The organism is Streptomyces sp. NPDC001796 (assembly GCF_042892355.1).
Classification (GTDB): Bacteria; Actinomycetota; Actinomycetes; order Streptomycetales; family Streptomycetaceae; genus Streptomyces.
In genome coordinates, this window is sequence record NZ_JBIAUC010000006.1 from 319,130 (window position 1) to 332,958 (window position 13,829).

Annotated in this window: 9 protein-coding genes; 5 read left to right on the forward strand and 4 right to left on the reverse strand. The window is 70.8% G+C overall.

The window, feature by feature from the left end:
* Positions 1 to 8 precede the first annotated feature (8 nt).
* From ACFYZE_RS15645 to ACFYZE_RS15660, 4 genes are read left to right on the forward strand one after another with little or no spacing between them, the layout of a single operon-like run.
* Entirely contained in the window at positions 9 to 1,352 is a 1,344-nt protein-coding gene (locus ACFYZE_RS15645; protein ID WP_388993142.1) for an ABC transporter substrate-binding protein, read from the forward strand.
* Entirely contained in the window at positions 1,349 to 2,224 is an 876-nt protein-coding gene (locus ACFYZE_RS15650; RefSeq protein WP_388993145.1) for an ABC transporter permease, read from the forward strand. Before ACFYZE_RS15645 ends, ACFYZE_RS15650 begins: the two co-directional genes overlap by 4 nt.
* Positions 2,208 to 2,975, forward strand: a complete 768-nt coding sequence (locus ACFYZE_RS15655; protein ID WP_388993148.1) for an ABC transporter ATP-binding protein — start codon at positions 2,208 to 2,210, stop codon at positions 2,973 to 2,975. The genes ACFYZE_RS15650 and ACFYZE_RS15655 overlap by 17 nt, the downstream gene beginning before the upstream one ends.
* Positions 2,976 to 3,007: 32 nt before the next feature.
* Positions 3,008 to 5,764, forward strand: coding sequence for a fumarate reductase/succinate dehydrogenase flavoprotein subunit (locus tag ACFYZE_RS15660; RefSeq protein WP_388993481.1), 2,757 nt, complete (start codon positions 3,008 to 3,010; stop codon positions 5,762 to 5,764).
* A gap of 30 nt (positions 5,765 to 5,794) precedes the next feature.
* Here the strand turns inward: ACFYZE_RS15660 and recQ are convergent, their stop codons facing one another.
* A complete protein-coding gene (gene recQ / locus ACFYZE_RS15665) occupies positions 5,795 to 7,786 on the reverse strand; it encodes a DNA helicase RecQ (RefSeq protein WP_388993151.1) in 1,992 nt (663 codons plus the stop codon).
* Positions 7,787 to 7,983: 197 nt separating this feature from the next.
* Between recQ and ACFYZE_RS15670 the strand changes: the two genes are divergently transcribed.
* Positions 7,984 to 8,586, forward strand: coding sequence for a Uma2 family endonuclease (locus ACFYZE_RS15670; RefSeq protein WP_388993154.1), 603 nt, complete (start codon positions 7,984 to 7,986; stop codon positions 8,584 to 8,586).
* A 69-nt stretch (positions 8,587 to 8,655) separates the two neighbouring features.
* On the opposite strand, the gene nuoN is transcribed toward ACFYZE_RS15670, so the two are convergent.
* The 3 genes from nuoN to nuoL are packed head-to-tail and all read right to left on the reverse strand — an operon-like array spanning position 8,656 to position 13,825.
* Positions 8,656 to 10,305, reverse strand: a complete 1,650-nt coding sequence (nuoN, locus tag ACFYZE_RS15675; RefSeq protein WP_388993157.1) for an NADH-quinone oxidoreductase subunit NuoN — start codon at positions 10,303 to 10,305, stop codon at positions 8,656 to 8,658.
* Entirely contained in the window at positions 10,302 to 11,873 is a 1,572-nt protein-coding gene (locus tag ACFYZE_RS15680) for an NADH-quinone oxidoreductase subunit M (RefSeq protein WP_388993160.1), read from the reverse strand. The genes nuoN and ACFYZE_RS15680 overlap by 4 nt, the downstream gene beginning before the upstream one ends.
* Positions 11,874 to 11,878: 5 nt before the next feature.
* Entirely contained in the window at positions 11,879 to 13,825 is a 1,947-nt protein-coding gene (gene nuoL, locus ACFYZE_RS15685; RefSeq protein ID WP_388993163.1) for an NADH-quinone oxidoreductase subunit L, read from the reverse strand.
* Positions 13,826 to 13,829: the final 4 nt, after the last annotated feature.

Here is a 13,829-nt window from a genome sequence, read left to right on the forward strand (position 1 = left end):
GAACTCCCATGAAACGCACGACAGTCCCCCTCGCCACGGCCGCCCTCCTCCTTCCGCTCGCCGCCTGCGGCACGAGCGCACAGGCGGGCACCGGCTCCACGATCACCGTCACCGTCGGTTATCAGTCCAAGACCATCAACACCGTCACCGCGGGCACCCTCCTGCGCTCCCTGGGCTACTTCGAGCAGCAGCTGGGCGCCCTGCACGACGGCCACACCTACAAGGTCGTCTGGCAGGACTACGCGACCGGAGCCCCCATCACCGCGCAGATGACCGCCGGGAAGATCGACATCGGCTCGATGGGCGACTTCCCGCTCCTCATCAACGCGGCCCGGGGAAGGCAGCTGGGCCGCCCCACCCACCTGGTCTCCGTCACCGGCTACAACCTGCGCGGCGGCCTCAACACCATCGTCACCGCACCCGATTCGAAGCTCTCCTCCCTGCAGGACCTGAAGGGCAGGAAGGTCTCCACGAGCGTCGGCTCCGCCGCGGACGGCACCCTCGTACGAGCCCTTCAGCGCGCCGGCATCGACCCGGACAAGGGCGTCGAGAAGCTCAACCAGCAGCCCGCGGTGGGCGCTTCGGCGCTCGCGGCGGGCAGCGCGGACGCGCTGAGCCAGTTCGTGGCCTGGCCGGGCCTGCTCGCCTACCAGGGCAAGGCGAAGGCGCTGTACGACGGTGCGCAGCTGAACCTGCCGACGTTCCACGGCGTCACCGCCCGCGAGGACTTCGCGAAGCAGCGTCCGGCCGTCCTGGAAGCCTTCCTGAAGGCGCAGGCGCAGGCGACCGACTACCTGAACGCCCATCCCGTGGCCGCGGCCGAGAACGTCGCGAAGGCCACCGGCCTGCCCGCCGAGGTCGTCTACCTCTACAACGGCGCCCACGGCATCTCCACCTTCGACCCGGCCGTCAAGCCGCAGCTGGTGTCCGCGCTCAAGCAGGACGTGTCGATCCTTGAGTCCGAGAAGCTGACGGGCGACATCGATGTGGACTCCTTCGTCGACGACCAGTACGCGAAGAAGGCACTCGGCTCGGCGTACACGAAGGATCTCGCCGCGACGCCTCCGCCGGCCGCGAGCGAGGTGTGGTCCAAGGGCGCCGACACCACGCGGACCTTCAAGACCCCCGATGAGCTGCTGAAGTACGTGGCGCAGCACCGCTCGGACATCCGGGCCGCATACGTGCCCGACACCACCACCGGCACCCTGTGGTTCGCCGACAGGGCGGTGTGGGTGGTGGACGGCAGCCGGCTGCTCCCCTTCGTCGCGCCGTCCACCGCGCAGACGTACGTGGCGGCGCACCCGGGGACGCGCACGATCTCGTACGCCGACGCGCTGGGACGGGCGTCATGAGCCGGTACCGCCGGTATGTGCTGAGGGTGGCGTCCCTGGCCGCCGCCCTCGGTCTGTGGCAGCTGCTGACCGGCCTGAACGTCGACGTGTGGCTGCGCTTCTCGCAGTTCCCCACGGTCACCGAGGTGGCCCGCGCCTTCGCCGGCCGGCTCTCCGGCGTCGACTATTGGACGGACCTGACCGACAGCCTGACCCGCATCCTCACGGGTTTCCTGCTGGCGGCGGTCCTCGGGGTGGCCATCGGCGTGCTCGTGGCCCGCTCCCGCGTCGCCGAGGACCTGCTCGGCCCGCTGCTGGAGGTGGTCCGCCCGATCCCTGCGATCGCACTGGTTCCCGTCGCGATCCTCCTGTTCCCCAGCAACGAACAGGGCATCGTCTTCATCACCTGCACGGCCGCCTTCTTCCCCGTGCTGGTCTCGACCCGGCACGCGGTGCGCGCGCTGACCCCGGTGTGGGAGGAGGCGGTGCGGACCATGGGAGGCGGCCGGTGGCGGGTCCTCGGCTCGGTCGTCCTGCCGGGCGCGCTGCCCGGCATCTTCGGCGGCCTGTCCGTCGGCATCGGCGTGTCGTGGATCTGTGTGATCTCCGCAGAGATGATCTCCGGCCAGTACGGCGTCGGCTACCGCACCTGGCAGGACTACACGGTCGTCGACTACCCGGACGTCTTCGTCGGCATGGTGACGATCGGCGTGCTCGGCTGGGTGACGTCCACGGCGGTGGAGCTGCTCGGGCGCCGTCTGACCCGTTGGCTCCCGCGGACCTCCCACACCGCCGCAGACCGCGTTCCCCGGGAGCGCTCGGCCGCTTCCGCGCCGCTGACGCGCAACACCCGTACAGCCGTTGCGGAGGTCCCCGATGACCAGCTCGTCTGACGTCCTGTCGCCGTCCCGCACCGGTGCCGGCCTCAGCCTGCGGTCAGCCACGCTCGGCCGCCCGGGGGCACCGGCCCTCGAGGGCGTCGACCTGGACATCGCCCCGGGCGAGATCCTCACCGTCGTCGGCCCCTCGGGCTGCGGCAAGTCGACCCTGCTGCGGACGCTGGCCGGGCTGCTGCCGACGCTCGCCGGGACGGTGGAGCAGGACGGCCACCCCCTGAACGGGCCCGCCGCGGACCGGGCGCTGGTGTTCCAGGAGGACGCCCTGCTGCCCTGGCGCACGCTGCGCGCAAACGTCGAACTTCCCCTGGCCGTCAAGGGCGTTCCGCGCGCCGAGCGCCGTACCCAGGCCGACGCCTGGCTGGGCCGGGTGGGACTGGCCGACCGCGCACGGCACCTGCCGCACCGCGTCTCCGGCGGCCAGCGCCAGCGCGCGCAACTGGCGCGCGCCCTCGCCGCCGGCCCGAGCACCGTCCTCATGGACGAGCCCTTCGGCGCCCTCGACGCACAGACCCGCGCCGGCATGCAGGACCTGCTGGTGGAGGTGCTGCGCGGCACGGGCGCGACCGTCGTCTTCGTCACCCACGACGTGGACGAGGCCCTGTACCTCGGCGACCGGCTGGCGCTGCTCGGCACGGGCCGGCTCCTCGCCGTACGGGACGTGCCGCGCCCGCGCGACCGTACGGCGCACGACGACCCGGCGCGGCTCGCCCTGCGCCGCGACGTCCTCTCCTCACTCGGTTCCTGAGCACGCGAAAGGCGACCCTGGTGGACACCCCGATGGAGATCCCCGCCCTCACCGACGCCGAGGAACTCTCCTGTGACGTCCTGGTCATCGGCGGCGGCACGGCCGGCACCATGGCGGCACTGACGGCCGCCGAACACGGTGCGGACGTCCTGCTGCTGGAGAAGGCGCACGTCCGGCACTCCGGCGCGCTCGCCATGGGCATGGACGGCGTCAACAACGCGGTCGTCCCCGGGCGCGCCGAGCCCGACGACTACGTCGCCGAGATCACCCGCGCCAACGACGGCATCGTCGACCAGTCGACGGTCCGGCAGACCGCGACCCGCGGCTTCGCCATGGTGAAGCGGCTGGAGTCGTACGGGGTGAAGTTCGAGAAGGACGAGCACGGCGAGTACGCGGTCCGCCAGGTGCACCGGTCGGGCTCCTACGTGCTGCCGATGCCGGAGGGCAAGGACGTCAAGAAGGTCCTGTACCGGCAGCTGCGGCGGCGCGAGATGCGGGAGCGGATCCGGATCGAGAACCGCGTGATGCCGGTCAGGGTGCTGACGTCCGGGGGCCGGGCCGTGGGCGCGGTGGGCTTCCACACCCGCACCGGACGCTTCGTGACCGTCCGAGCGGGCGCGGTGATCCTCGCGACCGGCGCCTGCGGCCGCCTCGGCCTGCCCGCCTCCGGCTACCTGTACGGCACCTACGAGAACCCGACGAACGCCGGCGACGGCTACGCGATGGCCTACCACGCGGGCGCCGAGCTGACCGGCATCGAGTGCTTCCAGATCAACCCGCTGATCAAGGACTACAACGGACCGGCCTGCGCCTACGTGGCCAACCCCTTCGGCGGCTACCAGGTCAACCGGCACGGCGAACGCTTCGTCGACTCCGACTACTGGTCCGGGCAGATGATGGCGGAGTTCGCGCAGGAGGTGGCCTCGGACCGAGGCCCGGTGTACCTCAAGCTGAGCCATCTGCCGGAGGAGTCGATCTCGGCGTTGGAGTCGATCCTGCACTCGACGGAACGCCCGACGCGCGGCACCTTCCACGCGGGCCGCGGCCACGACTACCGCACCCACGACGTGGAGATGCACATCTCGGAGATCGGCCTGTGCGGCGGCCACTCGGCCTCGGGCGTCCGCGTCGACGACCACGCCCGGACGACGGTCCCCGGCCTGTACGCGGCCGGTGACCTCGCCTGTGTGCCGCACAACTACATGATCGGCGCGTTCGTGTTCGGTGAGCTGGCCGGCCAGGACGCCGCGCAGTACCAGACCTACGAGGGCGAGTTGCCTCAGGACCAGCTCCGCGAGGCGCACGAGCTGATCTACCGGCCGCTGCGCAACCCGGACGGCCCGCCACAGCCCCAGGTCGAGTACAAGCTGCGCCGCTTCGTGAACGACTACGTGGCCCCGCCGAAGTCCGGCGCCCGGCTCTCCCTGGCGCTGGAGGCGTTCGAGCGGATGCACGCCGACATCGCCTCGATGGGCGCCCGCACCCCCCACGAGCTGATGCGCTGCGCGGAGGTGACCTTCATCCGCGACTGCGCGGAGATGGCGGCCCGCGCCTCCCTGGCCCGCACGGAGTCCCGCTGGGGCCTCTACCACGACCGCATCGACCACCCGGAGCGCGACGACGCGTCCTGGTTCCACCATCTCGACCTGCACAAGTCCCCCTCTGGTGCGATGGAGTTCACGGCACGCCCCGTGGCTCCCTACCTGGTTCCGGTGGAGGGCTTCGCCCCCTTGGGGGGTGCCTCCCGGCGACTCGGCGAGGTGCGTCCCGAGCAGGTGGCGACCGCCGGGGCGCGGGATGTGGCACCCACCGCGGTGCGGCCGCGGCCCACGGCGGACGACAAGGCCGTCGCCTCCGTCGCCGACCGGGACGCGCCGACGTCGCCCCGTCTGCTCGACCTCCTCGCCCTGGCGGACGAACAGCCGGAACTCGCTGCTCTGCGGCCCTACTTGGCCGACCCCGACCCCTCCGTCCGCCGCACCGCCGTCACGGTGCTGACCGAGACCGTGCCGCTCGGCACCGGTCCGGCGCTCGCCGCCCTGCTCAGCGACGCGGACGCCGACGTACGTGTCGCCGCTGCCGCCTCCCTGCGGGAACTCGTCGAGACGCTGCCACCGGAGCCGACCCTGCGCGATGGCCTCGCCTGCGCCGTGTCCGAGCCCGACGCCGTCGTCCGAGCCGCCGCGCTGGACGTCCTGAGGGCCCTGCGGCTGGGCGACGCCGAACTGTTCACCGGTGCTCTCGCCGACTCCGACACGGCGGTCCGCATCGAGGCTGTACGGGCCCTGGTCTCGGTCGACGCGGTCGCACCGCTGGTACGAGCGGCGACCACCGACCCGTCCCGCGAGGTCCGCGTCACGCTCGCCAAGGCCCTCGGCACAATGGGCGCAGGAGGCTCCGGCGGCGGGGACTCGGCAGGACCGGACGGCGTCCTACCCGCCCTGACCACCCTCACCGACGACCCGGACGCGCTGGTCCGTGCGGCCGCCTACGGCGCACTGGCCGCTGTCGGCTGCCCGCCACCGCTCGCCGACCGCGCCACGGACGCCTTGTCCGACCCGGCCTGGCAGGTCCGCGCCGGGGCAGCCGCCGCGCTCACCGCAGCCGACCCCGAGGTGGCGGTCCCCGCCCTTGCCAAAGCCCTCGCCGACCCCAACGCGGACGTCCGGAAGGCGGCCGTCCTGGCGCTGACCCGGCACACCCGCACGGAGGACGCCCGCGCGGCCCTCGCCACGGCCACGACGGACTCCGACGCGGATGTCAGGGCGTACGCGGCACGTGCGCTGTGAGCCCTGCCGACCGCCTCATGGCCGGGCGGCTCATACCCAGTCGTCCGGCTCCGGCTCGCCGTCCGTCCCGGGCCAGGCGTCCGGCTCCGGTTCGTCGCTCGGCGCCGCGGCCTGCCGGGCGGCCGGCGCTCCGCCCAGCGAGGCGAGCACGCCGAGCACACCCTCCCCGTAGGTGGTCAGCTTCTTCTCGCCGATCCCGCTGATACCGCCGAGCTGCGTCATCGACGTGGGCCACACGGTGGCGATCTCCCGCAGCGTGGCGTCATGGAAGATGACGTACGCCGGGACGCCCTGCTCCCGGGCCTGTTCGGCACGCCAGGCACGCAGGGCCTCGAAGGCGGGGGCCAGCTCCGGGGGCAGCTCGGCTGCGGCCGCCTTCGGCCTGCGGTCGGACCGCGCGGACGGCGACGACGACCGGGGAGCCGCCGCCGGCTTCTTCGGCTCCTTGCGCAGCGGTACCTCACGCTCCCGTCGGAGCACCGCACCGCTGGCCTCGGTCAGCCCCAGCGTCCCGTACTCACCCTCGACCGCGAGCAGCCCCTGCGCCAGCAACTGCCGGATGACGCCCCTCCATTCGCCCTCGGTCAGCTCCTCGCCGATGCCGAAAACGGACAGCTGGTCGTGGTCGAACTGGATGACTCTGGCCGTGCGCCGCCCCAGCAGGATGTCGACGATCTGGACCGCGCCGAACTTCTGCCGCCGCTCCCGGTCCAGCCGCCACACCGTGGACAGCACCTTCTGCGCCGCGACCGTCCCGTCCCAGGTGTCCGGCGGCTCCAGGCACGTGTCGCAGTTGCCGCAGCCGCCCGACTCCGGGTCCTGGCCGAAGTAGGCGAGCAGTTGGCCGCGGCGGCACTGGGCGGTCTCGCACAGCGCCAGCATGGCGTCCAGGTGTGCCTGGGCCCGGCGGCGGAACGCCTCGTCGCCCTCACCCGACTGGATGAGCTTGCGCTGCTGTATGACGTCGTTCAGCCCGTACGCCATCCAGGCCGTGGACGGCAGTCCGTCACGGCCCGCCCGGCCCGTCTCCTGGTAGTAGCCCTCGACCGACTTCGGCAGATCCAGGTGCGCCACGAACCGCACGTCCGGCTTGTCGATGCCCATCCCGAAGGCGATGGTGGCGACCACCACCAGGCCGTCCTCCCGAAGGAAGCGGGACTGGTGGGCGGCGCGGGTGCCCGCGTCGAGGCCCGCGTGGTACGGCACGGCCTCGACGCCGTTGCGGGTCAGGAACTCGGCCGTCTTCTCCACCGAGTTCCGCGAGAGGCAGTAGACGATGCCGGCGTCGCCCGTGTGCTCCTCGCGCAGGAAGGACAGCAGCTGCTTCTTGGGGTCGGCCTTCGGCACGATCCGGTACTGGATGTTGGGCCGGTCGAAGCTGGCCACGAAGTGGCGGGCCCCCGGCATGTTCAGCCGCTGGGTGATCTCCTGGTGCGTCGCCCGGGTCGCCGTCGCCGTGAGCGCGATGCGGGGCACGTCCGGCCAGCGCTCGCCGAGCAGGGACAGTGCCAGGTAGTCGGGGCGGAAGTCGTGGCCCCACTGGGAGACGCAGTGCGCCTCGTCGATGGCGAAGACGGAGATCTTGCCGCGGGAGAGCAGGTCGAGGGTGGACTCCAGGCGCAGCCGCTCCGGCGCCAGATAGAGCAGGTCCAGCTCGCCGGCCAGGAACTGCGCCTCCATCACGCGCCGCTCGTCGAAGTCCTGCGTGGAGTTGACGAACCCGGCGCGCACGCCGAGCGCGCGCAGGGCGTCCACCTGGTCCTGCATGAGGGCGATGAGCGGGGAGACCACGACTCCCGTACCGGGTCTGACCAGGGCCGGGATCTGGTAGCACAGCGACTTGCCGCCGCCGGTCGGCATGAGCACGACGGCGTCGCCGCCGGCCACCACGTGCTCGATGACCGCTTCCTGCTCACCGCGGAAGGCGTCGTACCCGAAGACCCGGTGCAGGGTGGCCAGCGCCTCGCTCCCACCGTCCACCGCCGGCGCGCCCACCTCGGTCATCACAGCCGTCCCGTCCATCGCCCGTCCCCCGTCGGTCGTCCTTCGACCACTGCGTCCACGATAGGGGTCACTGCCGACAGCCCTGGAGTTATCCACAAGCGCCTCTCCGACCTCGGTCAAGGACACGACCATCGTTCACACGTGCGTGGGAGACCTGCCCGTTTCCGGTCGATAGTCTGAATGAACCGGCGAGACTCCGTCCCATGGGAGCACTGATGAGCGTCGCACCGAAGGCGTCCACGCCCACCTGGCCGATCCCGCCGGAGGGCGGCTGGACCGCCGACGACCTGGACCGGCTTCCGAATCTGCCTCCGCACACGGAACTGATCGACGGGAGCCTGGTCTTCGTGAGTCCGCAGACCATCTTTCACGAGCGTGCCATCGATTTCTTCAAGTGGCAGCTCCAGTCTCTGGCGCCTGCGGACCTCGAGGTGTTCCGCGAGTTCACCATCGACCTCGACCGCCAGAACAGGCCGGAGCCCGACGTGGTGGTGGTGCACGCGGACGTGGTGGAGGACCCGGGTCAGACCCGGTTCCCGGCAGAGGCTGTCGTCCTGGCCATCGAGGTCGTGTCGGAGGACTCCGTCTCCCGTGACCGCGAGACCAAGCCCCTCAAGTACGCCCGGGCCGGGATCCCCCACTACTGGCGCGTCGAGAACGAGAAGGGCCGCGCAGCCGTGCACGCCTTCGAGCTCGAGCCCACGACCGGCACATACACCAGCGTCGGAATCTTCCGCGAGCGGATGAAGATGGACGTTCCGTTCCCCGTGGACCTGGACCTCACCCAGATCAGGACGCGTCGCACCGACGAGCAGTAGCCCGAGCAGCGCACGGCCCGGCACCCCCCGAGCGGGTGCCGGGCCGTTGCCCGTAAGCGGCCGAACGCCTCAGCGCACGAACACCCCCGCCTGGTTCGCCAGGTCGAGGAAGTACTGCGGGGCCACACCCAGCGCCACGGTGACCGCCACGCCGAGCCCGATCGCCGTCATCGTCAGCGGGGACGGGACCGCGACCGTCGGGCCCTCGGGGCGCGGTTCGCTGAAGAACATCAGGACGATCACCCGGATGTAGAAGAACGCCGCCACGGCGGACGAGATCACACCGATCACGACCAGCGGGATCGCCCCGCCCTCCGCCGCCGCCTTGAACACCGCGAACTTCCCGGCGAAGCCGGAGGTCAGCGGGATGCCCGCGAACGCCAGCAGGAACACCGCGAACACGGCCGCGACCAGCGGTGACCTGCGGCCGAGCCCGGCCCACTTGGACAGGTGGGTGGCCTCGCCGCCCGCGTCGCGGACGAGGGTGACGACGGCGAAGGCACCGATCGTCACGAACGAGTACGCGGCCAGGTAGAACAGGACCGAGGACACGCCGTCCCGCGTGGTCGCGATGACACCCGCGAGGATGAATCCCGCGTGCGCGATCGACGAGTACGCCAGCATCCGCTTGATGTCGGTCTGCGTGATCGCCACGATCGCACCGCCCAGCATGGTGACGATCGCGACCGCCCACATCACCGGCCGCCAGTCCCAGCGCATGCCCGGCAGGACCACGTACAGCAGCCGCAGCATGGCGCCGAACGCCGCCACCTTGGTCGCCGCCGCCATGAAGCCGGTCACCGGGGTCGGCGCACCCTGGTACACGTCCGGCGTCCACATGTGGAACGGCACCGCGGCCACCTTGAACAGCAGGCCCATCACCACCATCGCGGCGCCGACGAGCAGCAGCACGTCGTTGCCCATGGTGTTGGCCAGCGCCGGGTCGACGTTCGTGACCGTGCCGTCGACGACCTGGGCGATCCGCGCGTACGACACCGAGCCCGCGTAGCCGTACAGCAGGGCGATGCCGAACAGCGTGAAGGCGGAGGCGAAGGCGCCGAGCAGGAAGTACTTGACCGCGGCCTCCTGCGACATGAGCCGCTTGCGGCGGGCGAGCGCGCACAGCAGGTACAGCGGCAGCGAGAAGACCTCCAGGGCGACGAAGAGGGTCAGCAGGTCGTTCGCCGAGGGGAAGACCAGCATGCCGCCGACCGCGAACAGCAGCAGCGGGAACGCCTCCGTCGTCGTGAAGCCCGCCCTGACGGCGGCCTTCTCGCTCTCGCTGCCCGGCACGGACGCGGCCTGCGCGGCGAACGAGTCCACGCGGTTGCCGTGCGCCGCCGGGTCGAGGCGCCGCTCGGCGAAGGTGAACACGCCGAGCAGGCCCGCCAGCAGGATCGTGCCCTGCAGGAACAAGGACGGCCCGTCGACCGCGAGCGCGCCCATCGCCGCGATATGGGCCTTGGTGGTGCCGTATCCGTCGGCGGCGAGCGCCACCACCGCGGCGAACGCGGCGGCGAGCGCGACGACGGACAGGAACACCTGTGCGTAATAACGGGACTTGCGCGGCACGAACGCCTCGATCAGCACCCCGACGAGCGCGGCACCGATGACGATCAGGGTCGGCGACAACTGCCCGTACTCGATCTTCGGCGCCTGGATCTTCGCGATCGGGTCGGCCGCGGTTGTCCACAGGCTGTGGACGGCTGTTGCGCTCACTTGGCCGCCTCCACTGCGGGCTTGGGATCGGTCTGGTGTACATCGGACATGGTGTGCTGAACCGCCGGGTTGACCAGGTCGGTGACCGGCTTCGGGTAGACACCCAGGAAGATCAGCAACGCGATCAGCGGGACGACCACCACGAGTTCGCGGACCCGCAGGTCCGGCATCGCCGCGACCTCCGCCTTCACCGGGCCCGTCATCGTCCGCTGGTACAGGACGAGGGTGTACAGCGCGGCGAGGACGATGCCGAAGGTGGCGATGATGCCGATCACCGGATGGCGTGTGAACGTGCCGACCAGCACCAGGAACTCACTCACGAACGGCGCGAGCCCCGGCAGGGACAGCGTCGCCAGGCCGCCGATCAGGAAGGTGCCGGCGAGCACCGGCGCCACCTTCTGCACGCCGCCGTACCCCGCGATCAGACGCGAGCCGCGGCGCGAGATCAGGAAGCCCGCCACCAGCATCCAGGCGGCCGTCGAGATGCCGTGGTTGACCATGTACAGCGTCGCCCCGGACTGGCCCTGGCTGGTCATCGCGAAGATGCCCATGATGATGAAGCCGAAGTGCGAGATCGACGCGTAGGCCACCAGCCGCTTGATGTCCCGCTGACCGACCGCCAGCAGCGCCCCGTACAGGATGCTGATCAGGGCCAGGACGAGGATGACCGGTGTCGCCCACTTGCTCGCCTCCGGGAACAGCTGGAGGCAGAAGCGCAGCATCGCGAACGTGCCCACCTTGTCCACGACCGCCGTGATCAGCACGGCGACGGGGGCGGTGGCCTCGCCCATGGCGTTGGGCAGCCAGGTGTGCAGCGGCCAGAGCGGCGCCTTCACCGCGAAGGCGAAGAAGAAGCCGAGGAACAGCCAGCGTTCCGTGCTGGTCGCCATGTGCAGCGAACCGTTCGCCCGCGCCTGCACGATCTCCGGGAGGGAGAAACTGCCCGCCTGCACATACAGGCCGATCACCGCGGCCAGCATGATCAGGCCGCCGGCCAGGTTGTAGAGGAGGAACTTCACGGCGGCGTACGACCGTTGTGTGGCGGCCGCCTTCTCGCCCTGCTCGTGGGCGCGGTCCCCGAAGCCGCCGATGAGGAAGTACATCGGGATGAGCATGGCTTCGAAGAAGATGTAGAAGACGAAGACGTCGGTGGCCTCGAAAGAGATGACCACCATCGCCTCTACGGCCAGGATCAGGGCGAAGAAGCCCTGCGTCGGCCGCCAGCGGCGGCTTCCGGTCTCCAGCGGGTCCGCGTCGTGCCAGCCCGCCAGGATCACGAACGGGATCAGCAGCGCGGTCAGCGCGATGAGCGCCACCGCGATGCCGTCCACCCCCAGCTCGTACCGCACCCCGAAGTCCTTGATCCAGGCATGGGACTCGGTGAACTGGTACCGGGCGCCGCCCGGTTCGAAGCGGAAGGCGATCACCGCGGCGAGCGCGAGCGTGGCGAGCGAGACGACCAGCGCCAGCCACTTGGCGGCGGTGCGCTGCGCGGCCGGGACCGCGGCCGTGGCGATCGCCCCCACGGCCGGGAGCACCGCCGTCGCTGTCAGCAGGGGAAAGGACATCGCTATCAGACCGCCCTCATCAGCAGGGTCAGGGCGACGAGCACCGCCGCACCGCCGAACATCGAGACGGCGTACGACCGTGCGTAGCCGTTCTGCAGTCGGCGGAGCCGGCCGGACAGGCCGCCGACCGAGGCCGCCGTGCCGTTGACGACGCCGTCGACCAGGGTGTGGTCCACGTACACCAGGGAGCGCGTGAGGTGCTCTCCGCCCCGGACGAGGACGACGTGGTTGAAGTCGTCCTGAAGCAGGTCGCGCCGGGCGGCCCGGGTGAGCAGGGAGCCGCGCGGGGCGACGGCCGGGACGGGCCTGCGGCCGTACTGCGCCCAGGCGATGGCCACGCCGATGACCAGGCACACCATGGTCGCTCCCGTGACCGTCAAGGCGCTGACCGGCGAGTGCCCCTCACTGTGCCCGGTGACCGGCTCGAGCCAGTGCAGGAAGCGGTCGCCGATGCTGAAGAACGCACCGCCGAAAACCGATCCGACGGCCAGCACGATCATCGGGATCGTCATGACACCCGGCGACTCGTGCGGGTGCGGCTCCGCGTGCTCGCCCCGGGTCTCGGCGGCGGGCTCCACGCTCGGTTCGGCCGGGGACGGGGTCGGGGCATGGCGCCACCGCTCCTCGCCGAAGAACGTCATCAGCATCACCCGCGTCATGTAGAACGCCGTGATGGCCGCGCCCAGCAAGGCCGCGCCGCCGAGGATCCACCCCTCGGTGCCGCCCTTCGCGAAGGCCGCCTCGATGATCTTGTCCTTGGAGAAGAAGCCGGACAGACCCGGGAAGCCGATGATCGCGAGGTAGCCGAGGCCGAAGGTGACGAACGTGATCGGCATGTACTTCCTGAGGCCTCCGTACCGGCGCATGTCGACCTCGTCGTTCATGCCGTGCATGACCGAGCCGGCGCCGAGGAACAGCCCGGCCTTGAAGAAGCCGTGCGTCACCAGGTGCATGATCGCGAAGACGTAGCCGATGGGTCCGAGGCCCGCGGCCAGCACCATGTAGCCGATCTGCGACATGGTCGAGCCGGCCAGCGCCTTCTTGATGTCGTCCTTGGCGCAACCGACGATCGCACCGAACAGGAGCGTGACGGCACCGACGACGGTGACGACCAGCTGTGCGTCGGGCGCGGCGTTGAAGATCGCTCCGGAGCGGACGATCAGGTAGACGCCCGCGGTCACCATGGTCGCGGCGTGGATCAGGGCCGAGACCGGGGTCGGGCCCTCCATGGCGTCCCCGAGCCAGGACTGCAGCGGCACCTGGGCCGACTTGCCGCAGGCGGCGAGCAGCAGCATCAGGCCGATCGCGGTGAGCTTGCCCTCGCTCGCGTCCCCGACGTGGCCGAGGACCGGGCCGAAGGCGAAGGTCCCGAACGTCGTGAACATGAGCATGATGGCGATCGACAGGCCCATGTCGCCGACGCGGTTGACGATGAACGCCTTCTTCGCGGCGGTCGCCGCGCTGGGCTTGTGCTGCCAGAAGCCGATCAGCAGGTAGGAGGCGAGGCCGACGCCCTCCCAGCCGACGTACAGCAGCAGGTAGTTGTCGGCGAGGACGAGCAGCAGCATCGCCGCGAGGAACAGGTTCAGATAGCCGAAGAAGCGGCGTCGGCGCTCGTCGTGCTCCATGTACCCGACCGAGTACAGGTGGATGAGCGAGCCGACTCCGGTGATCAGCAGGACGAACGTCATCGACAACTGGTCGAGCCGGAAGGTGACGTCGGCCTGGAAGCCGGCCACCGGCACCCAGCTGAACAGGTGCTGGGTGACGGTCCGGTGGTCGGCGGCCTTCCCCAGCATGTCGGTGAAGAGGACGGCACCGAACACGAAGGAGACGGCGGCGAGCACCGTGCCGAGCCAGTGGCCGACCGCGTCCAGCCTTCTGCCGCCGCACAGCAGCACGGCCGCTCCGAGCAGGGGCGCCGCGATCAGCAGCGCAATCAGGTTCTCCACGATT

Coding starts and splice junctions, on each gene's coding strand:
- recQ (WP_388993151.1), bottom strand. CDS start 7,786: ATGGACGGGACGGCTGTGATGACCGAGGTGGGCGCGCCGGCGGTGGAC.
- ACFYZE_RS15670 (WP_388993154.1), top strand. CDS start 7,984: ATGAGCGTCGCACCGAAGGCGTCCACGCCCACCTGGCCGATCCCGCCG.
- ACFYZE_RS15680 (WP_388993160.1), bottom strand. CDS start 11,873: ATGTCCTTTCCCCTGCTGACAGCGACGGCGGTGCTCCCGGCCGTGGGG.
- ACFYZE_RS15660 (WP_388993481.1), top strand. CDS start 3,008: ATGGAGATCCCCGCCCTCACCGACGCCGAGGAACTCTCCTGTGACGTC.
- ACFYZE_RS15650 (WP_388993145.1), top strand. CDS start 1,349: ATGAGCCGGTACCGCCGGTATGTGCTGAGGGTGGCGTCCCTGGCCGCC.
- ACFYZE_RS15655 (WP_388993148.1), top strand. CDS start 2,208: ATGACCAGCTCGTCTGACGTCCTGTCGCCGTCCCGCACCGGTGCCGGC.
- ACFYZE_RS15645 (WP_388993142.1), top strand. CDS start 9: ATGAAACGCACGACAGTCCCCCTCGCCACGGCCGCCCTCCTCCTTCCG.